14 protein-coding genes and 1 tRNA gene are annotated in these 22421 nt (G+C 39.0%); 8 read left to right on the top strand and 7 right to left on the bottom strand.

The annotated features are described in order from the left end of the window. Nucleotides 1-141 precede the first annotated feature (141 nt). From UABAM_RS26885 to UABAM_RS26875, 3 genes are all read right to left on the bottom strand, one after another. Complete coding sequence (locus UABAM_RS26885) at nt 142-2445, bottom strand: DUF3987 domain-containing protein (protein ID WP_151971081.1); 2304 nt, start codon at nt 2443-2445, stop codon at nt 142-144. 175 nt (nt 2446-2620) lie between these two features. Then, nucleotides 2621-3832 carry a tyrosine-type recombinase/integrase gene (locus tag UABAM_RS26880; protein ID WP_173013598.1) on the bottom strand — a complete coding sequence of 404 codons (1212 nt, stop codon included), beginning with the start codon at nt 3830-3832 and terminating at the stop codon, nt 2621-2623. A 240-nt stretch (nt 3833-4072) separates the two neighbouring features. Next, a tRNA-Leu gene (locus tag UABAM_RS26875) sits at nt 4073-4157 on the bottom strand. 216 nt (nt 4158-4373) lie between these two features. On the opposite strand from UABAM_RS26875, the gene UABAM_RS26870 reads away from it, so the two are divergent. From UABAM_RS26870 to UABAM_RS26855, 4 genes are all read left to right on the top strand, one after another. Further along, on the top strand, nt 4374-7976 hold the full coding sequence (locus UABAM_RS26870) for a serine/threonine protein kinase (RefSeq protein ID WP_151971079.1): 3603 nt from the start codon (nt 4374-4376) through the stop codon (nt 7974-7976). Between the two features lie 148 nt (nt 7977-8124). Beyond that, nucleotides 8125-9312: an outer membrane protein assembly factor BamB family protein gene (locus UABAM_RS26865; RefSeq protein WP_151971078.1), complete on the top strand. Its 1188-nt coding sequence runs from the start codon at nt 8125-8127 to the stop codon at nt 9310-9312. Nucleotides 9313-9332: 20 nt separating this feature from the next. Beyond that, complete coding sequence (locus UABAM_RS26860) at nt 9333-10064, top strand: PepSY-associated TM helix domain-containing protein (protein ID WP_151971077.1); 732 nt, start codon at nt 9333-9335, stop codon at nt 10062-10064. 105 nt (nt 10065-10169) lie between these two features. Next, a complete protein-coding gene (locus tag UABAM_RS26855; RefSeq protein ID WP_151971076.1) occupies nt 10170-10577 on the top strand; it encodes a hypothetical protein in 408 nt (135 codons plus the stop codon). Here UABAM_RS26855 and UABAM_RS26850 read toward each other — a convergent pair whose 3' ends face one another. After that, nucleotides 10578-11804: a serine hydrolase domain-containing protein gene (locus tag UABAM_RS26850; RefSeq protein WP_151971075.1), complete on the bottom strand. Its 1227-nt coding sequence runs from the start codon at nt 11802-11804 to the stop codon at nt 10578-10580. It lies immediately after the preceding gene. A 147-nt stretch (nt 11805-11951) separates the two neighbouring features. Here UABAM_RS26850 and UABAM_RS26845 point away from each other — a divergent pair, with 147 nt between their 5' ends. Genes UABAM_RS26845 through UABAM_RS26830 form a run of 4 tightly spaced genes read left to right on the top strand, consistent with a single transcriptional unit; the run spans nt 11952 to nt 16899 of the window. Further along, entirely contained in the window at nt 11952-12626 is a 675-nt protein-coding gene (locus UABAM_RS26845; RefSeq protein ID WP_151971074.1) for a DUF4956 domain-containing protein, read from the top strand. After that, complete coding sequence (locus UABAM_RS26840; RefSeq protein WP_151971073.1) at nt 12626-15256, top strand: right-handed parallel beta-helix repeat-containing protein; 2631 nt, start codon at nt 12626-12628, stop codon at nt 15254-15256. The genes UABAM_RS26845 and UABAM_RS26840 overlap by 1 nt, the downstream gene beginning before the upstream one ends. A gap of 1 nt (nt 15257) precedes the next feature. Next, complete coding sequence (locus UABAM_RS26835; protein ID WP_151971072.1) at nt 15258-15932, top strand: VTC domain-containing protein; 675 nt, start codon at nt 15258-15260, stop codon at nt 15930-15932. A 10-nt stretch (nt 15933-15942) separates the two neighbouring features. Continuing rightward, nucleotides 15943-16899 (top strand): serine/threonine protein kinase, encoded by a 957-nt coding sequence (locus UABAM_RS26830; RefSeq protein WP_173013597.1) that lies wholly within the window; start codon nt 15943-15945, stop codon nt 16897-16899. Here the strand turns inward: UABAM_RS26830 and UABAM_RS26825 are convergent. The 3 genes from UABAM_RS26825 to acs are packed head-to-tail and all read right to left on the bottom strand — an operon-like array spanning nt 16892 to nt 22408. After that, nucleotides 16892-19018, bottom strand: coding sequence for a serine/threonine protein kinase (locus UABAM_RS26825; RefSeq protein ID WP_151971070.1), 2127 nt, complete (start codon nt 19016-19018; stop codon nt 16892-16894). The two genes, UABAM_RS26830 and UABAM_RS26825, sit on opposite strands and share 8 nt — an antisense overlap. A gap of 17 nt (nt 19019-19035) precedes the next feature. Then, nucleotides 19036-20439 carry an SMI1/KNR4 family protein gene (locus UABAM_RS26820; protein ID WP_151971069.1) on the bottom strand — a complete coding sequence of 468 codons (1404 nt, stop codon included), beginning with the start codon at nt 20437-20439 and terminating at the stop codon, nt 19036-19038. A 13-nt stretch (nt 20440-20452) separates the two neighbouring features. Then, the gene (gene acs / locus UABAM_RS26815) at nt 20453-22408 is read right to left on the bottom strand and encodes an acetate--CoA ligase (protein WP_151971068.1); all 1956 of its coding nucleotides are present in this window, start codon (nt 22406-22408) and stop codon (nt 20453-20455) included. Between the last annotated feature and the right edge of the window lie 13 nt (nt 22409-22421).

Here is a 22421-nt window from a genome sequence, read left to right as displayed (position 1 = left end):
TTTAGTCGCAACTCGCAAAATAAAACTGCGATTGAGGGTTTGCGACTAAAGTGCGACTAGGAATACCCGAACCTTAAAACATTGCAAAATAATTACTTACGAATTTTTGCGGGTTTGCGACTAAATTTTACAAGTTTGGGATTACAAACCATATTGAAAATCTTCAAAAACAGACCCATGTAAATGCAGTTTATCTTTTTCTAAAGTTCCAATTCCCTGCTCAGAGGCCCATTTCAATAATTCTTTCGCTGGTGCTGATTTTCTGATGCCCATGAAATGACTTTTGTAGATATCTTGAGCAGAGATCACAGATTTACTTCTTTTCTTCGCATAGTTCATAATCTTACGCACTTTTTCTTCATCGGCAGTTTCGTCAAGAATTCCTAAAACTCGTTTTAAGTGTTGCTTGTAATACTTGATAATTTCAATTGCATTCTGCAAAGTCAGTTTGGTAAGTAGAGGTTCATCGGCGATCACAGCAAGTATTAGAGAAATTCTTAAAAGTTGCCCTGGCATTTTGTTTAGTGGATTTTGTAAAATTTCCGCTTGTTCTAAGCTTGTTTTCTTATGGGAAACGAACCATTTTATCCAAAGTTTCTTAGCTTCCTCTGTGAACTCTATAATTTTAGGTTCGTTATTATTGTAGAGATTCAAAAATAATTTTTGAATCTCTGTTTCAGCTTCTACGGATATATCTTTTTCTGACCACTCAGTTGAATGAATGGGATCTGGATAGGAAAAAAGTATCCTGTCGAGAAAGCCATCATCCTTCATACCCTTTTTGAGGGTATCGAGTTCCTTAGGTGGTATAGCACCAGTTATAGACAAAAAGGGATCTGTCAAATACTGAGGTGCTTTTCCTTTTCTATCTACAGGACTTGATGCTCCTGCCCACACTGAGAGAAAGAACTGCCTATCACTACCGTTACCACCTTTGTATTGGTTATGCGATTTTACCCATGCAGTTAGTTCGTCGCGAATAAGAACGACTCCTTGAGGATTGTTGGCGAGTATTTCGGCGATAGACTCAACAGTTGCATCGGCAATATGTGTTCTGATGTAGTAAAATGGTTCTGGCGGTTGAGGGGGAGAATCAACAGCTAAACCTTTTTTCTTGTCTTTTTTCCAAGTTTGGATGTCAGATTCATATTCTGCTAAGCTTTGTAGATACTCCTCCTTACTCTCATTGTTTCTTTCAATGTTTTCTTTTTCAATTGGCTTAAGTAAGTCGGTGACTTTTATCAAAGCAGGGCTTTTACCTGATCCGGGAGCTGCAACAACAGCCGAATATATTGCACAACTTTCTGTCCATGATTTTTTTACTTGAATTTTTTTTGAGCTGCCAATGACACCAGCAGCAACGGTCAAAAGAGGAGTAGCAACAAAATCAGTAGGGCAATCTACTGCTTCAGCAACTTCTTTACAAAATCGGCGTAAAGGTTCTGGTAAACAGCATATAGGAAATTTTGGGACTTTATTCCTGGAGATAAGGTTCTCTCTTTCCAACTGTGTTTGGCTACTACTAGCATTTTTTATATACTGTTGAACTAAACTTGAAAAATTACCATTGGCTTCCTTCAATAAATCGTTTACATCAAACTTGTCACTCTTTTTGTCTTCGAAATAAATAGCTTTGACTTTTTGATGTAAGTTGATTATCTCTTCGGAAATCTCTTCTGTACCTTTATCAAACCAAATATATATTTTTCTATTTGGAAAGGCGCTGATAATTTCGGATATATTGTTTGTGTTGGTAACACCAAATATAGAAACTCCTGTAATTCCAACGCTTGCAAGACAAAGAGCATTTGCTAACGACTCAACGATGACCACTTCTTCGCTATTGGTATCAAAACAAAGCATGCCCTTTTTTGTTCCATGAGCTATCTTTTGAGAGTCTTGTAAACCAATCTTTTCGATACCAACAAGATTTTTACCACTATAGCTGTATATGGGAGCGACGATACTTATGGTATTCTGATAACTATTGATTCGTAGCTTTTCACTGCAGTATTTTGCGCTTATTTCGGCCAGTTTAGAATCAAAACCTCTTTGATTTTTTAACCAATTCAATGCAGTGCTAAAATCTAATCTTTCGGAAACATCCCAGATGTAGAGAAAGAGATTTTTGTTGTTATTTTTGTCATCAGAGACAGTTGGTTTGTAGAATGGGATATTTTCTCCGATAATCTTGCGAGCTGCTTCGTGGGGCTCACAATTGCTATAAATGCTTTCAAAGTCAATAATATCTCCCTCTTTGCCACAGGCAAAGCAATGAAAAAATTCATTTTTTATTCCGAAGCCCTTACTTTTATTATTACAGAAAGGACATGTTTCTGCTCTGTAACCAGAACCTACTTTTTTTAATTTTATACCAGTTCGATTTTCAATGTAGGATTTCAAATTTTTCTGTTTGGCTGCAACAAATATGTTTTCTTTACCCATGATTACCCTCCTTGGAATAGCGATTAGCTACCCTTATCAAAAAAAATTTGAATGCAGAGGGATTTTTTGGTAGGTTATAAATCCTCTGCATGCATGTGGGTCGACTCGGAAGCCAGGAGCCCTAATTCCTGGCTTCTTCATATCCACACTTCAAGACAATACACTTTTGCGACAACTAGTCGCTAAAAGCATTTTCAATTGCCCGTTTTATTGATTCGGGAGTAACATGTGTATAATGTGCAGTCATCTCTGAATTGGTATGACCAACAAGATTACCTATTTCCTGTAACTTAGCTCCGTTATCAGCAAGTATGCTAATAAAAGAGTGACGAAAACAGTGAAAGCCTATACCTTCGTAATCACTATCCTTTAAAGCTCTCACAAAAGTCGGGTATAATGTGTGTACACTCAACTGCCCACCATTTGGTCCAGGAAAGACCCAACGTTCTTTGTTGCGACTCTTTTGTTCTTCTAAAACAGCTTTGAGCTTACTCGACATGTAAACTCCACGACATACTTTCTGTACTTTTCTTGATTGTTTATCCGAGTACACATACAAAATTTCTTTGGTGAAATCTACATTAAGCCAGGTAAGTTCAATCAGTTCTTTCCTACGAATACCTGTATGTGCAAAGGTAATAATAATAGGAATGATCCAATGATCTTCACCTAAACGTTCTTTTGCCAATCTAATGATATGCTTAATTTCTTGACGATTTAGATGGCGGAAACGTTTTATCTTTTTTATTTCCTCTACTGTAAAATTCTTTCGTGCAAGAAGGCTCTTTATTTCAGATGTTGTACGGAAGATATTTTTTGCTTCATCTTCTTTTTCTTTTTTGACATGATCCAGCACGTTTTCGGTAAGATATTCTTTTTCTATAGCACATTGGAAAATTTCACGAAAAGTGTAGAGTTCTTTGTTGATGGTTTTGGCCATTACTTTTTGTTTTTTGCGATATTTTTTGTATCTCTCAAAAAAAATAACGGTAACATCCTTGATAAAAAGGCGTTGATAGTGTTTTGATGCGAATTTCTTCAGGTGGTTTGCATGAATAATTTTTGTCTTAGATGAGTTACTGTCACTGTCAATTTCAGAAATATATATATCGATAAATGCCAAGACGAGTATACTCTTAGAGGGATCCTGGTGTGGTTTTTTAGGTTTGTTGATGGTTTGGGAAAATACAAAGTCACCTATGTTGTGCTTTGGGATTTCTACAAATCCATAGCGCATTTGTACAACTAAGGTATTGATTTTGCATTGAACCAATTCTGCGTAATGTTCACTTTTCCCAACATATTTGACATATTTTTCACCGAATAGGCAAAAGCTGACTCGCCATCCATTTCCATGGCGAAGAGGTTTGGGTTTTATTTTAGCCATAACTTTCTTCCTAAAATTTAGTTCGAAAATTTGTATGGCCTTTAGAAAGTCTGGCTGTCGGAGAATTCCCCCACTTTTTCCCCCATGACCGAGCATAGGCAAAAAAAAAACAGCAGATTACCATATTTAAAACTGGTTAGAATCTGCTGTTTTTCTATGTTTGGTTAGTGCGACCATCACTAACTCTTACATTATACTGTTTTGCGGCTTGTATTGCTCGCAAATTTTGTAAAATTAGTTTGGTGCGAAAGGAGGGACTCGAACCCTCATGCCCGAAGGCACTAGATCCTAAATCTAGCGCGTCTGCCAATTTCGCCACTCTCGCATTTCAGGTTGGCATTGTACCAGAAAAGACTTTGATGTCAAATACTTTTTTGAAATTTTTTTTGTTTTTTCTATTTATTACTGGTAAATGACGAAAATGTGTTAGAAAATCTCCGTTGCAAGACTTTATAGTTTACAAATTAATCAGAATAATTTATATTTTAATGAAACTAGTTTTTCTAACCCATTTTCATGATTTTCATTCCGGAAATACCTTATGATAAAGAGGAAAGATTTTAAGATTTTATCTGATATTCACGATATATCATTAGATGAGACGAAAATAATTGAGCTTTCTCCTGGAACGACTATAGGTCCTAAAGTTGGTAGTTCTCGTCGTTACGAAATTATTACTTTACTGGGAACAGGCTGTATTGGTTGTGTTTATTTGGTAAAAGATCATGAGAGTTCCGGAAAGTTATTTGTTCTGAAAATAATCATTCCTCATCATCTCAATACACAAGCAAAGGTTGATAAATTTATCTCACTTATCAATGACCTTTATCAACTTGAGCATGAAAACTACATTGAAATCATCGATTTGTGGAAACAAAAAAAGCTGTACTTTTTTGTAATGGAGCACATTGAGGGAGCGGCGCTTTCTGATTGGCTACAGCAACAGAAAAATACCGGAAAGTATGTGTCCATTGTCGATGCGTGCAAAATGGTTTTGCAGTTGTGTGAGGTTGTGAAGTATTTTCATGAAACTCGGGCGCATCGTTTACTTCATCCCAATAATATTCTTATTGGGGAAGGTGATGACATTTGTTTAAAGATAGGGGATTTGGGGCTAGAGGAGCTTCTTAATGATAGTGCCTGGGAAAGGTTGTCTATTCATGAAAATTATCAAAATTACCTATCTCCTGAGAGTGGGTCTTCTTCTGCCGATGGACGGCTCTGCGATATTTATGCTTTGGGTTCGATTTTGTACGAAATCCTAACGTTCCAAAGTTATGAAGAGCATATTCGTCTATCTTCTATTCGTTATGACATTCCTCCTGGTTTAGATGATATCATCACAAAAGCTACTCGTATCAATCCTGCTGAGCGTTATCGTGACATTGATGCTTTAATTCTTGCTCTGAATACTTTCCAAAAGAGTATGGTGGCGCGAAAAGCAAAAACTTTGCGTTATAAAGAGTCTGAAGTTCGGGAAAAGGAAAAATTAAACGAGGCATCGCAGATATTGGGGGCTATCGTCCAAAAGTATAAACAAAAAGAGAAGGAAAAGCAAAAAGACGAACCTCAGGCTGACGAAGAGCAAATGGCGTCGAAATTCGAAGAAATTAATGCGGCGTTAAAAACAAAACATGAGCATTTTCAAATTGTTGAAACGTCTAGACAAAAGAGTCCGCAGCCTAATAATGTAGAGAAAGTCCAAAATAGCGAAGATGAGTTACTGGAGTTGTCCAAGCAGATTCAGACGACCCCTGAAGAAAATCATATGGAGAAGTTGTTCGCGGAGGAGACTACGAAAAGAGAGGCACTTTCTGACATTGGACCGTTAGAGGCTATACCTGTTGACCCCGAAGAGTTTCCTGAAAATGAGGAAAAAGAAAAACCTCAAGCAGAGAAGAAAGAGGAAAGCGAAGAACCTCTTCTTGGCAAACCAAAAAAATTAAAGTTGAAAAGATATTTTCCTGGGGCTAAATCAACGGGTACTAATATCAAAAAGATCTCCGAGGAAGACCGCGAAAAGCGCCATATTACAAAGAAAAAGCTTATTAGTAGTATCCAAGAGCAAAAAGAGCAGAACATTGCCGATGATTTTGCACATGCACAAAGCATATTGGAGAAGGCGAAAGAGGAAGAGCAGGAGCAAGAAAATACTGCTGCTGAGAATACTGCCGATACAAACGCAACTGAAAATACGGAGGAGATAAGCTCGGCGGAAAGTGGCGATGAAATCGCGACAACTAACAAAAACAAATTAAAGAAATACTCCCTTCCGTCTGGGAACAAAAAGAAGCGTTTTAAGGTTACCATTGATTATAAGAAAGATTTGGAATCATTGGGAGCACCTAAGAAAGTTGGCTTTTCAGGGGCAGAACAGTCTGAAGATAATGATGCTGGTGAAAATTTAAAAGACGCTGCGGAGAATACGGAAGAGAATACCGTAGGTGCGTCCACGGATAGCGATGGCAAGAGTGATACTGTGGATAGTGAATCTTCGCAAGAAAGCGCAACGGAGGATTCCAAAACTTCAAGAGAAGCCGTTTGGGAACAAGAAACACAGATTGATCGTAAGGTTGAGAGAGCGTCTGAAATATTAGACGAACCTGATGAAAAGCAGTCCCTCGAACAACATGGATTGGATTTGGAAGATCTTGCGCAAAGTGATTCTACTTCTGAAGTAAATTCTACAGAAGAAAGCGGTGAATCTGAAGCCGTGGAAGATGAACCTGAAGAGGAAAGTGAGTCTGTGGAGGAGGATGAATCCGCAAGCGATGAATCTGAATCAATGGAAGACGAATCTGAAGCGGAAGAGTCCGAATCGGAAGAGAAAAGTGAGTCCGTGGAAGAAGGCACATCGGAAAGCGATGAATCTGAACCAGTGGAAGACGAACTTGAAGAGAAAAGCGAGTCTGCAAAAGAGGATGAATCTGAAAGCGATGAGTCTGAATTGGTAGAAGACGAACCAAAAGCCGAGGAGTCTAAGCCAGAAGAGAAGAGCGAGTCTGTGGAGGAAGGGGAATCGGAAAGCGACGAACCTGAACCAGTGGAAGACGAACCGCAAGCCGAGGAGTCCGTACCAGAAGAAACTGTGTCGGATGAAGCTACAGAAGAAAAACAGTCGCAGCTCGAAGAAGAAAACGAATCTAAAGAAAGCGTTTCTAGTGAGTCGGAAGTTACTTTGTCAGAACCTGAAGACAAAGATGAGTCTGCCGGTAAGGCAGATGAACAAGACGATTCCGAAGTGGAAAATGAGATACAACAAGTCCTGAACGAAGGTGACGAACTCGCGATGGACAATTTATTTGAAGAAGCGATTTATAAATGGATGCAAGTCGCTCACTTGATTGATCCCGTTGAGATTGAAGAGCGATTGATGCAGGTAATTGATATGGCGGTAGAAATTGCACAAGACCATTTGGATAGTGATGAAATTTGGGAAGCAAAAAAGTTACTTGACCAAGTTATTGAGCACAACCAAGATGACTTTGTGCAAAGTCTTTACGATGAAATCAATGGTAAACTAGATAACCGTGAGCAGGAATTCCAAGAGGCCATCGGTCAGGTAAACAATCATATTCAGAAAAAACAATACCAGGCGGCTATTGATATTTTAAATACCATAAGGGATTCTTTTCCCGAACACAGCGAAGTCCTCGATGAACAAATTGTAAAAGTAGAAAGTGCCCAACGACAGATAGTTGCTGATGAGGAAGAGTACATGCAACTCATGTACACCGCGAAACTTTTGGAAGACAAAGAAAACTTTCAAGAGGCGTTGCAAACTTTGGAAAAGATACATCAAAAACAAAATGTATGGCGGTGTCCTGTTACTGACATTTCTTCTGATATAGAGCGTGTGAGTAAAATGGTCGCATCTATGCAACCTTCCAACAAAGCAAATCAAATTCTAACACAAATTGAAAATCTCATTACGCAAAATAAATGGAAGGAAGCACATGAGGCTTTTGAAAATCCTATTTTCAATCGCAAATTGCTACCTAAAGTAGAAAAGCGTATTGCAGAAAAAAAGAAAAAACTGGCAGAGTTGCAACAACAGCGTAAGAAAAAACTAGCTACGATGGTTACCTTAGGTGTAACTTGTTTGGTGGTGGTTGCAGTTCTAGTGTATACCTTTGCACTGTAGTCTATTAGATCGTTTGACAAAGTATATAGATTATTTTTTTCTAAGAGTTGACATTTGTGTAAAATATTTTATCATGTCTTTTTTAAGCCTAACCAAAATTTTATTTGATTGAGACTGATTCTCAGTCTCTTTTTGAATCGGAGTAATTATGAGAGCATTATGTCTATGTATTCTATTGGTTTCTATACATGCACAAACATCGTGGCCTGGTTTTCGAGGAAATGGCAACAGTAGCACCGCAGCAAAAGACCTACCAACAAATTGGTCACAAAGTAAAGGAATCGCATGGAAACATGAAATCTCTGGTTATGGGCAATCAAGCCCTGTTGTTTTTAACGATAAAGTGTTTGTGACTTCTAGTGTGGGGGAAATGAAGGAAACACTGTGCGTTTATTGTTTTAATTTGTCCACAGGTGAGCTGCTGTGGAAAAAAACCTTTGCCTCATCCCATCAGCACAAGCGTAGTAAAATGGTTGCGCAATCAGCACCAACACCTGTCGTTGACGAAAAAGCGATTTATGCTTTTTTTGAAAGTGGAGATCTCATTGCTCTAAATTTTAAGGGAGAGGCTCTTTGGAAAAGAAATCTTACCAAAGAGTACGGTGAGTATAAAGGAAATCACGGTATTGGAAGTTCTTTAGGACAAACGCAAAAGTCCATTATTGTACTTGTCGAACATGAGGGACCATCTTATTTATTGAGCATTGACAAAAGCAATGGAAAAAACTTATGGAAGAATGAGCGTTCGCCTCGTGTTTCTTGGGCATCACCACTTGTTTTACAAGACAAAATTATCATAAGTTCTAATGGTGTGGTGGAAGTGTACAATGCACAAGATGGTAAACGGTTATGGTTTATGGACGGTATTAAAAAAAATACGGTACCTTCGCCTTCTTGTACCGACGATGTTGTTGTTATTGGTTCCTCAGCTAAAAACTGGTGTATGGCCATCAAGCGCGGCAAAGATCCCAAGGTTTTATGGAAAGCCTCTGTGGCATGTTCATTTTCTTCTCCTCTTATTGCTGACGATTGTGTGTATTTTGTAAATCGGGCAGGGGTTTTGTATTGTGTGGATTTAAAAAATGGTGAAAAACTATGGTCAGAGCGTTTACCGGGTTCGATGTGGGCATCTGCGGTAAATGCGGGGAAGTATATCTATTTTTTCTGTAAAGACGGCGCAACAGTTGTGTTACAAAAAGACCGTAGTAAGTTTAACAAAGTAGCGGAAAATGTTGTGGAAGTCAAAGGTACTTCTGTCTATGGCGTTGCCGCCACGGACGGTTACTTTTTGATACGCAGTGGTCGCGAAATTATTGCAATTCATACACAGTCTTAAGTGACTTAGGAGAAAACATCTTGAATCAAACATTGCAAACATCAGAAGAGAACATAGAGCAGTCACCACAAATGAAGACAACACCGCCACCACGGCGTCGAAAGAGTAACTATTTATTTTTACCATATAAATTTAGCCGTGGAAAATTTTTAAAGTGGTTGCGGAAAACACACGCGTGGCTGGGTCTATGGGGAGCATTTTTAGGGATAATGTTTGGTGTGACTGGTATCTTGTTAAATCACCGTGGAATTTGGAAAATACCAGCTTCGCAAACGGAAAAAACGGAAATGAAGTTAGCTATTCCAGATAGTGCACGTGAAAGTAGTGATCGTTTTGTGGCTTGGTTGAAAAAAGATTTACAAGTACCTAGTAGCTGGAAAGAGTCATTGCGGGTTTCTGCACCAGAGGAAATTACTTGGGGAGGTAAATCCGTTACACAACCCGAAAAATGGCGTGTTAGCTTCTCGGCACCACACATGGCTTACAGTGCAACGTACTGGCACGGGGACACTTTTGCCACTGTAAATCGCTTTGACCGCAATATATTTGCGATGCTAAATCGCTTACACATGGCAAGCGGAATGGGCATAGCGTGGATTTTACTTGCAGACTCTATTGCCGGAAGTTTTATCATATTGTCTCTGACAGGCATTTTATTGTGGACGCGTCTGCATGGTAAACGTGTTCTTGCTGCGGGACTTGCTTTGACATCCTTAATTGCGGCAATTGTGATTGTATTGACGGCTATGTAGGGCATTTTTTTCCGAACTCGAACCCGATCCCGTATACTCAAAGCGTAATCTAATTTAGCTACCTAATTTACGGGAATGGGATCGGGATCAGGATCGTGAGGTAAAATGAAGTTATTTGTTTTCGGCAATGGCAATACCAGTTTTGAAGAGTATACTGAAAAATACGTTTCGTATTTATGTCAATTGAAAAATGCGGAATTTTTGGTGTGTGATTTTCGCGGTGTGGACACTCTTACCATGGAATATCTAAAAACCAAAAGTAGCAAGGTTTCCGTATATCATATAGGAGAAAAACCGCGCTACTTACCCGCGCGTTATCGAACAAAGGTAAGTAGCTGGGAGTTATTTGGCGGTTATACAACTGACCATGAAAGAGATATGGCCGCGATTTATCATTGTACTCATTTTCTGGCATTTGATTTTAACGTGTCTGCACAACGCAAAAGCGGTACAGCAACTAATATTGAGCAATGTTTGCGTTTAGATAAAATACCATTAACGGAAGTGTTGTAATTATTCGGCAATCGTTTGGTAGACTAGCGTGCGGAATTTTTCTCCCAATTCATTTGAAAATGGCAACATCTGGGTAAAAAGCAAAGCGACTAGGTCTTCTTTGGGATCGATGGTGTAAAATGTGCTTGCTGCTCCTGCCCATTGAAAGGAACCGTTACTGATGATGGTATTTGCTTTTGTGGAATCCATCACCACTGCCCCTCCAATACCAAATCCATATCCCCACATGTCTCTATTTGTACCAAAAGGAAGTTGTGCGGAACTTAGCTGATTTGTCATCATAAACTCTACGGTTTTGCGCCCGAGAATTTGCTTATTTTTGAAACGCCCCTTTTGTAAGAACATCGTACAGAAATTCATATAATCGTTTGCCGTGGATACCAAACCTCCTCCACCAGAGAGGAATTTGGGTTGTTTACTAAAAAAGCCTTGACGTGTGTCAAAAATTTGAGGCTTTTTATCTTTCATTGTGTACAGCGCGGTAAAACGTCCCAGTTTTTCTTGGGGCACAAAAAAGTCGGTATCTTTCATTTCTAAAGGAGTAAAAATTCTATTGCGTAAAAACTCGTCGAAACTTTGTCCTGAGATAACTTCGACTAAATAGCCTAGAACATCTGTGGAAATGCTATACTCCCATTTACTACCTGGTTGGTGTTTTAAAGGAAATTTGGTAAGTTTTGTAATAAAACCTTTTAATGAGGTATTGCGGTCTAAGATATTGGCATCGACATACATTTTATCTACGGGAGAAGTGGCAAAGTAACCATATGTCAGTCCAGAGGTATGTGTTAATAAATCGCGAATGGTGGGTTCACGTTTCATATCTTCTACTTGGATACCGTCCTTGGTTTTGGCGACAAATACTTTGAGTTTTTTGAATTCAGGAATGAATTTAGAGACGGGGTCGTATAACTGAAATTTTGCTTCTTCATGTAAAATCATGACCGCAACACTTGTGATGAGCTTTGACATCGAATAGATGCGAAATATGGTGTTGTCTTGCATATGATGACCATCAACTTCCGCAACACCTTGTTGCTCGAAATGCACAATCTTTCCGTGTCGTGCAATCATGACACTCATCCCACAAATTTGCTTCTCTTTTATGTAATCGCTTAGTACGGATTGTAATTTTTGCAATCTTGGGAGAGAAAGTCCTTGGTATACATCGTGTTTTTGACAAAAAATACTACAAATACTAAATATAAATATTAAAAAATTTTTCATAAAAGGTTCCTTACCTTAGAAAGCTCTATGCAAAATATGAACATCTGTGTTAATATATTTGTCTTCAAATGCTATATTACTGTAAAAAAAAATGAAATCTACATATTTTTTGCGGACCACCATATGTATTAGAGTTGTGGAGCAATAATGTTTATACTCGATATATTTTCTCTTCCCCAAAAGATCGACTTTTCAATAAATTCGTTGATGATTAGTTTAGCTCTCGGAGCGTTGTTGTCGTGGGGACTCAAGATTCACTACCAACGCTGGGGTTCTTCGCTTTCCAATCGCGTGGCTTTTTCTAAAGTATTTGTCTTTATCACATTAACAACAACACTAATTATCAGTATTGTTAAATCTTCTTTGGCCTTGTCACTTGGTTTGGTGGGAGCACTTTCTATTGTTCGTTTTCGGACACCTGTTAAAGAGCCAGAAGAACTGGCCTACTTATTCATGTGTATTGCTGTAGGTCTTGGTTTGGGAGCGAATCAATGGTTGGCGACGGTTGTTGCTTCGTGTATGATCATGGCGATTACCACGTTCAGCCAACGACAAAAAAATGATGAGCAAAGTTTATTTTTAGCGCTTGATTGGAAAAAATCACAGGAAGTGTATTTAAATGAGTTGCAAAATGTGATGAGTAACTTAATGATTGAATGCGACCTACGGCGTTTTGATTCGCATGGTGAATGCGAAGAAGTGGTTTATTATGTCAATATCAAAGACAGTGAAATATTGTTGAAATTCATTGATAAGCTCAAAATGGATTTTCCAAACATCGGAATTTCTTTTCTAGATAAAACAAAGATTCCGGGAATCTGATGAAAATAAAACAAACTCCTCGAAAACAACCTCCGCGCGTTACAAAAACGCCCCGCAAAAAACTGCGGATGGCATGTTTTTTTCTCGTGTTCGTTGGTGTATTTGTCGTGGGCTTTTTTTGTGGAATAAAATATCGAAATGCCCTGGTCGGGGAGCTAAGTGTTCGCGGTTTTACCAAACGTAGTAATTCCTTTACATTGGGAGCTAAGAACTTTCTACGCACGCTACCCAAAGTTCCACAACGTTATTTAAAAGCATCGCCCGCGCAAAAAATCTATCTCAATATCAAATTTAAACATCTCAGTAAGTTGCAGAAAAAACGCAGTGAAGCCCTAAGTATTGGTCATCTTACCAAGACTGATGACGATTATGTTCCGGCGGAGGTGATCATCAACGGAGAAACCTTGGCGGTAAAACTGCGTTTAAAAGGCGATGATCTCGACCACTTACGTGGCAATAAAATTTCTTTACGTGTCAAGGTGCGTGATGGAAAACATATTTTTGGCATGCGGCGTTTTTCATTACAAGCGCCACATACAAAGGGTTATCAAGCAGAAGCACTGATTCACGACCATATGCGTTTGGAAGGTATTATTGCCCCTAGGTATTTTTTTGTGGATACATATATCAATGGCTCAAGGATGGGAATTATGGCTGTTGAAGAACATTTTTCCAAAGAAATACAAGAATTCCATGGGCGCCGTGAGAGTGTTATCCTGTGTTTTGATGAATCATTGATGTGGCAAAGTACAAATGCCAATGCTTCGGCGGGAGTATTCGAAAACTACACAACCGCGACGTTACGCGCATTCCATCCTAGTCGTATTGAAAAAAGTCCACAATTGCAAAGAAATTTACAAACAGCCATTGGTTTAATGCGTGGATTTCTCGAAGGGAAATTGCGCGCCGAAGACGTCTTTGATATAGAACTGTTTGCTAAGTTCTTCGCCATAAGTGAGATATGGAATACCTTACACGGGTTACGTTGGAACAATATGCGCTTTTACTATAATCCGATTACCGCAAAGATGGAGCCTGTGAGTTTTGATGTCAACGCGAACTATGTGGAAGATAATAGTTTACTAGTGTTACAGCATCGCTTCGCCACTTTACCGCGACACATGATGCAATCGCCGAAGATGAAAGAGGCATATGTACGCAATTTACACAAAGTCATTCAGCGACTGGTGGAAGGTGAGACCATTTCTACTTTGCGCAAAAACGAGCAAGGTTATCTACAAATATTATTTGGTGATACACCTCTGCTGGGAAGTTTTTCTTTTTCAAATCTGGTAAAACGTGCACGTACTCTGTCACAAATTACCGTTGATAACTATGCGACGTATGTTCCAAAGATGGTTTTTTCGCAGTTTAATTATCCTCAAATTGTTCACGCGTATTTAGTAAAAGAACCCACGAAACATATCGAAATACATAATGTGAGCGATGTTCCTATTGAAGTGGTGGACATAAAAGCGCAAAAGGCCGTTTCTTGTTCTTTGCCAATGGTCATTGCAGCAAGTCCTTTCGGCCAAAAATTGCAGTACCACTGTGTTGATTACGATTTTGCAGCACAAGAAAAAATCGAAATCACCGTACGATTGCAAGGAAATGAGAAGTTGCACAAAACTGTGGCCCTCCACTATGCCGGAGTTCAAAATAGCCATCCTATTTCACCGCAGCCGCTCATGCAAATTTTACGTGAAAACTCTTTTTTGTTTTGGGATAAAAATCGCCGTTGTGTGGTTGTGAAAAAAGGGGAGTGGCGGGTTGAAAAATATATTGTCTTTCCCCAGGGAATTCAGGTACGCATTCAGAGTGGTTGCAAACTTTATTTTGCGGAGAAGGCCGGCCTGTTAATTCGCGGAGCACTTTTGGCAAATGGCGAAGCCCAAAATCCCATTTTTTTGCAGGCCGTAAAAAATACATGGTGTGGGATTACGGTTTTAGAAGCAAATGAAAGTTCACAACTGACGCATGTGCATATTCACAATACGTCAGGGCATCTATTGCCACATTGGTCTATAACAGGGGCCATTACTTTTTATAAAAGCGACGTGCAAATTAAAAATTGTACTATTGCACATAATAGTTGTGAAGATGCACTTAACATTATTCATAGTCAATTTCTTCTGGAAAATGTACACATACACGATACCATCTCGGATGCTTTTGACGCTGATTTTGCAGAAGGTATTGTCAAAGGCTGTGAATTTTTCCAAATAGCCGGTGACGCTGTGGACAGTAGTGGATCAAAGATAAAGATATACAATACCACAATTCGAGATATAAAAGACAAGGCACTTTCTTTTGGAGAACGCAGTAAAGTAGAGGCGCGCAACATTCATATACTACGTAGTGGTACAGGGGTGGCGGTAAAAGATAATTCCTACTTGGAGATTTTACAGGCCAAATTTACTGATATAAAGCATGCGGCACTTATGGCTTATATAAAGAAAAATGAATTTGGTCCAGCAGAAATTCACGCTACAGATGTCGAAATTATTGGGAAAAAAAACATCATCGCCCAAACGCAAAGTACGATTGTACTCAATAAAAAAGTTATTGAAACACAAGATATTGATATAGATAAAATATATAAAGATGGCTATATGAAAAAGAAACGTTAAAATGGAATATCGCTACGAATTAAAATTTGTTGTAGATAGATATAGACTTTCAGATTTGTTGATGGACATACGTTTGCATCCTTTGCATTTTTATTCTCCGTATGACAAACGCACGGTGAATAATATCTATTTTGATACATATGACTTTGATTCATACCAGGATAATTTAGCGGGCATTAGTAAGAGGTTTAAGGTTCGTTACCGTTGGTATGGAGATGGTTTTCTCGGTAGTTGCGGAGAATTACAGGTAAAGATAAAAAATAACTCATTGGGAACAAAACTGTGTTTTCCTGTACAAGAAATTTTTTATGATGGTAAAAAATCATGGCGAGAAATTACCGATAGTCTACAGAAATCTCTAGGAGAAGAAGGTGCTAAGTGGCTTGAAATTTATCGCTTCCCCACTCTCTTTAACATTTACAACCGCGAATATTATGAAGATTTTTCACGCAATATTCGCATAACGGTTGACTATGGACAACAAATGTACGAACAAATATCGCGTTCTACTCCCAACACAACGACAAAACTTCACATTGCCGATGTGGTAATTATGGAAGTGAAATTTATGCCTGATTCACGTCGTTGTGTCTCGAAAATGTTGAAGAGATTTAACGTACGTCTTACACGCTATTCTAAATATGCTCATGCTATTTCGCATTTTGTTGAGTTTTAGGTGTTTTGTTATGAAAAACCAATTGCTTCACAATCGTTATCGTTTAGTATCTCCTATTGGGGTAGGAGGGTCGGGAGTTGTTTATATCGCTTTTGACACAGAGAACGCACAAAAAGTGGCGATAAAAAAAGTGTCTATCGTTTCTGGAGATAAGTTACAACTCATCGAAAAAGAGTACCGCTTTTTACAGAAAATAACCCACGATAACTTAATTAAAGCGTTTGAATTTTTTGTCATCGATGATCACGCCTACATTGTTTTTGAATATGTATATGGAAAGAACCTTGCCGATATCGTCGTGAAAAATAAACACTCCGTTTGCTTGGTAAGCCAATTGGCCATTGCCAATCAAATTGCCCGCGGAATTGAGGTTCTCAATACGGGGGGCATTATTCACCGCGATATAAAACCGCAAAACATTATGCTCAATATTCGTACTGGGCAGGTGAAGATTGTTGATTTGGGAATAGCGCGAAATATCGAAGATATGAGTGACTTACAAGACGACATTACTGGAACATACGCGTATATGAGTCCCGAACAAACACAAGGAAAAATAAGTTGGACGACAGATATTTTTTCACTGGGAGTGGTTTTGTATCAATTTTTGACTTGGGGTGACACTTCGCCTTTTGAAGAAAAAAACATGTACAACACGATACAAAAAATTCAGAACTACAACCCTATTGATATATGTAGTGTGATTGACTTTACCAACGCGACAAATAAGCAAAAGCAAACCTATGAAGAAGTTTCGCAAATAATAGAGAAGGCATTATACAAGCGACCTGAAGCACGTTGGGAAAATGCGGGAATTGTGGCGGATATGTTTTTTAATTTGCACCAAAAACTTTTACACGAAGTGAATGAAAATCCTGAAAAGTACAAAATAACAACTTCGCGGCAAATTTCACCACAATTACAAGACGTTCTACATGCAATGCGCGACAATTACAAATCTATTTAGAAGAAAGATAGTTTTGCATAATACTCATGATTCTTCCGGCATTGGCGAGGTCTTTTTGTTTGTTGTTTACGATCATGTCTATCGCCTTTTCGTAGCATTTTTTGACTAAGGTGTGATTTTTTTGTTTGAGATAGACATTTCCTTTGAGAAAATGAGGTTCATACATCCAGCCTTGCACTTGGATTTGCATATCACAAATTTCTAGCGCTTTTTTGTACTGCTCTTTTTTTAGAAAATAGTGTATGTAGAAGTGAAAAAACTTGTACGCATGATAGTCACCGAGTTCCCAATTCGGCATTTTTTTATACACGATATCCCATTCGGACATTGCAAGCTTGTCATACTGGTTATTATTCATTGAGGCGATAAGAGAAGCTCTTTTGTAGTATAGCCAAATATTATCATTTCCAGTACGGGCAGCTATATTGTATTGTTGATAGGCTTCGTTCTCCATTTGTAATTTTTCATAACACTCCGCAAAATTAAAATGCATCCACCCAAGATCCTCATCGTTTGCTTTTGTCAGCGCTTTTTTGATGATTTCTAATCCCGATCTATCTTTATTCGAATGTACCAGCGCGTAGCCATATCTTAACTGTGTCCAACCGTGATTGGGATTTTTTTGTGTGGCTTTTTGGAAGATTTTGATGATTTGTTTGTCTTTGATATCGACATGTTTCGCATATGTATACTTACGACCGTATAAATATTCGGTCAGTATTTGTAATGACCGTGCGTTGTGAATGCCTAAAAAATACAGTTCCTGTATGCGTTTTGCGGCTTTTTTTTGTTGTTTTTTTCTTTCATTCTCATCTTTTATTTTTTGTCGATGCGCGCTTATGCATATATGGAGTAGCTTTTCCTTTATTTTTTGTGCAGAAGGCAGGGATAGTAGGGCCACTTTATGCAAGTCTTCATTGATCTCATCACACTTTTGTAAAAATTGGTACTGCTCTTTTAAGATGTCAAAATCATCACTCATGGGTATTGTTGTGGTTACTTTTCCCTCAAAATTAAAATTTTCGCGTAAGATTTTTTCATTTTTCAGGTTTTGTGAGGAATAGTATTGTGCTTTGCTGCGATAGTGTACTACAGCAAAAGTCATGAGTGCAAAAATAAGTGGGATGAATACCATTAACAATACGCGAATGAGCGTTTGGTTTTGATAAAGTACCGACTTATACGATTTTTTTGCTTTGGCATTTACGTTTTTACCTTCGATAAAACTTTGCAAATCTGCGGCGAGTTTTTTGGCGGTTTGATAACGATCTTTCGGTTTTTTGTTTAACGCCTTGAGACATATGTTATCCAAGGCTTTGGGGATTTTCGCTTTTATTTCGCGCAGAGGAATGGGCGGACGGTTGACAATATCGTGAAGTAACATAAAGGAACTGCCGTTGATAAATGGCGCGCGTTCGGTAAGAAGTTCATAGAGGATTACCCCCAGTGAATATACATCACTGCGCTCGTCGATTTTGCGATTTTTGCCCTGGGCTTGTTCCGGTGACATGTAGGTAATCGTTCCCAGAATCATTCCTGACTGTGACAATTTTTGGTTTTCATTAAAATTTTTTGCTAGGCCAAAATCCATAATAATCGGTTTTTGGTCGACAGTCATCATTATGTTGGCTGGTTTGAGATCGCGGTGCACGATACCTTGTTGGTGCGCATGAAAAATGGCTTGACATATTTCTATCATCAACTGTACGATTTGCCGTGTAGACAGGGTATTTTTTTTGTAGTAGGCGCTGAGATCTTGCCCTTCGATGTAGTCCATGGTAAAGTAGGGCTGATTGTTGTAACTACCTACCTCGTGTATGTGGATAATATTGGGATGACGCAACTTGGCCATGGTTTCCGCTTCGCGCAGAAAACGTTGTAAATCGTCTTGTCCTAAGTTCGTTGGGATTTTTAAGGCTACGTAGCGTTTTAGATAGCGATGATAGGCCTTGAATACCTTTCCCATCGCCCCATGCCCCAACTCTTCGACAAGTACATAGTTTCCGAAAGGAACATTTTTTGTCGTTTGGTTTGCTTGGTTTACTTGGTTTATTTGGTTTGCTTGGCTTGCATTGAGCTTTAGAGTTTCTTTGGTACTAATCTTATTTTCATTGCCCATGTCTTACGCCTTTTAATTTAACTTGCGCATTGCAATAAGTATATCTCTATATCTTCTAGAGAATCGTTTTTGGCCAAATGAATCAAGTGCTCCAATTCATCTATGTAATTGACTTTTTCGATTTGTTCGTAGAAAAAACTAGACAATTTTTTATATTTATTTTGCAGTATCCTACGTAGTTCTTCGCGCTTTCCTTGCATACGCTGTAGCATTTTCTTTTCATCTCTACAGCCAATGAGTTGCGCAATCCAGTAACTCCAATCGTCTGCACCAATTTGTTTGTATGTGTGCCATAATTTCCGAGCGTAATGGGTCTTTTGCGGTGGATTGCTATTCACAAGGCGTGTTATACTGCGTTTTGCCAACTTTCTATCTTTAAATTTAACATGCAAGGCCGCAAGAATTTCAAACGATACGTCCATAATAGGAAAAATTTCAACGAGGTTTTCCGCAGCCTTTAACGCCTCTTCTTTGCGACCAACTACGGCGTATGTCAAGCTAAGGGCATATTGCAATTCATAAATGCGCACTTGATTATAACAAAATTTACTTAGAGCAAGAGCTACTTCACCTATTTTGAGCGCTTTGCGCACATTACCTTGCAACATATACAGTGCCCAAAGGCCGTGCGCACCAGCGGCTTTGATTTTTTCTTCGGCGTTGGTGTATAATTTTTGAAAATAGTGTAGTGCTTTTTCACTATTATCTTCACATAAATATAACCAACCCAAAGCCTCGTGAGCATGTATCTCGCCAACGGGTAACAGTAAGTTTAGCATCCATATATCTTCGAAATCCTGGAATATTTTTTCGAAATAGAGGCGAATGACGGTGTAATTGTCACTTATGGTATCTACTTCACCATAGGCCATAAAATGGTTTTTAATCTCAGCAACAGCACCAGCAACAAGTCCTGTACTCAACCATTTTTCATACCAAATGAGAAAATTGTCGCTATCTTTGCGCAATTCACCTTTGCTATGATTGTACTTCCATACTTGCTGTGCTTTTTTTCCCGAGAGTATGATTAGAAATACACTTCCGCAATCGCTGTCTGCGATAGGCAAACACCCATCAAACATCCACTTGAGTTCCTCTTGCGTTGAGAAATCTCCAAAAATAAAGTAGCTGTCTAATGTTAAACGGTTGGGCTTATTGGGATGCCAGTCGTTGTTACGTGCTGAGTGCAATGATTTTTCTAGAGTATATACGCCATAACCAGGACCTGCACCACCATTCCCTATTTCAAGGAGAAATGAGCGATGGTGGTGTGGAAGTACGGTGTACTTTTGCTCGCTATCGTGTAGTTTTTCTTCACTAATGGTTTCATTTAGTGAGTATTTATGTATATCCGCTCCAGGTAGAAAAAATGCTTCATCTAGTTTATGGAGAGCTTCTAAGTATTTTTTTAAGTATAGCATCGTTGTCTAACTTTTAGTCTTCCTGATATTTTTCTTTTAAAGCGTCGATGACACCGGCATCGGCTAGTGTAGTTACATTACCTACGGCGCGTCCTTCCGCGATATCACGTAGCAGGCGACGCATGATTTTTCCCGAACGCGTTTTTGGCAAATCTGCGGTAAAGATAATGCGCTCTGGAATGGCGAACTTGCCGATTTTTTCAATGACGAGTTGTGTGAGCTCTTCTATTAAACTATCACTACCTTCGTTGCCTTCACGTAAGGAAACAAAAGCGACCATTGCCTGTCCTTTTATCTCATGGTCGATCCCAATCACCGCGGATTCTGCAACACTCGCGTGCGAAACAAAAATACTTTCCAATTCCGCTGTACCAATGCGGTGACCTGAGACGTTCACGACATCGTCTACCCTACCGAGAATCCAAAAGTAGCCGTCTTCATCGCGACGAGCGCCATCTCCTGGGAAGTAAATATTTTCCCATTGAGACCAATAAGTATTCTTGAAACGTTCCTCATCACCATAGACACCGCGTAGCATGCCAGGCCACGGTTTACGCACGGCTAGAAAACCCGTGTCTTGCTCATTACCGTCTTTATCGAGAATGGTGGCGTCTATGCCAAAGAAAGGAAAAGTAGCACTTCCTGGTTTTGTTGTTGTGCATCCTGGTATAGGTGTAATCATCATTCCACCTGTTTCTGTTTGCCACCAAGTGTCAACAATCGGGCAACGTTCTTTACCGATGACTTTATGGTACCACATCCACGCTTCGGGATTTATTGGTTCACCGACTGTTCCTAGAAGGCGTAAAGAAGAAATGTCGTATTTATTTACCCAATCCTCTCCCCATTTCATGAATGTACGAATGGCAGTAGGTGCGGTATAGAAAATGTTTACGCGGTATTTTTCGACAATTTCCCAAAAACGTCCTTTGTGAGGTGCATTGGGAGCTCCTTCGTACATAAGGCATGTCGCACCATTGGCGAGTGGTCCATAGACGATGTAACTGTGTCCGGTGATCCATCCGATGTCTGCCGTACACCAATAAACATCTTCTGGTTGTAAATCAAAGACGTATTTTGAAGTGTAATAGCTGTATAGCATGTAGCCAGCGGTGGTATGAATAATACCTTTTGGCTTTCCTGTTGTTCCACTTGTATAAAGAAGAAATAGCATATCTTCGCTGTCCATTTCTTCTGCTGGGCAAGAAAGAGAACAATTCTCAATGAGATCGTGATACCAGATATCTTTATTTTCATCCATAGCGCACTCAAAGTGGTCTTTGTGTGAACGTTTTACCACGATATTTTTTTCAATAGATGGACATTTTTTGACGGCCTCATCTACAATGTTTTTTAATAATAATTTCTTACCTTTGCGCCAGACACCGTCAGACGTTATGGTTATTTTTGCTTGACAGTCATTTATACGGTCGCTAATGGAATCGGCAGAGAAACCGGCGAAAATAACAGAGTGTACTGCGCCAATACGTGCACAGGCAAGTACAGAAATCGCCAATTCTGGAATCATTGGTAAATAAATGGCAATGCGGTCGCCTTTCTGCACACCCAATTTTTTTAAACCATTTGCAAGTTGATTTACTTTGCGCGCTAAGTCTGCATAGGTGAGAACTACTTCATCTCCTGGTTCACCTTCCCAGATAATCGCAGCTTTGTTACGCGTGGCGCTATCAAGATGGCGGTCAATGCAGTTATAACATATATTGGTTTTTCCACCTTCAAACCAACGATAAAATGGTGGATTTTCCGCATTTAGAACACGATCCCATTTTTTGAAAAAATGCAATTCCGAGGCCGCATTTGCCCAAAATTCTTCAGGATTTTCAATACTCTCTCGATATTTTTCTTTGTACGCTTCCATGGATTGAATTTTGGCATTTTTTTGAAAATGATCTTGAGGTTGAAAGGTTCTTTTCTCTTGCAAGACAGTTTTTAAATTTTCGTTGCTCATCGCAGTTCTCCAA

The organism is Candidatus Uabimicrobium amorphum, from assembly GCF_009002475.1.
GTDB lineage: Bacteria > Planctomycetota > Uabimicrobiia > Uabimicrobiales > Uabimicrobiaceae > Uabimicrobium > Uabimicrobium amorphum.
The sequence above is the reverse complement of the archived record's forward strand: the minus strand, read 5'-3'. Positions and strand labels throughout refer to the sequence as shown.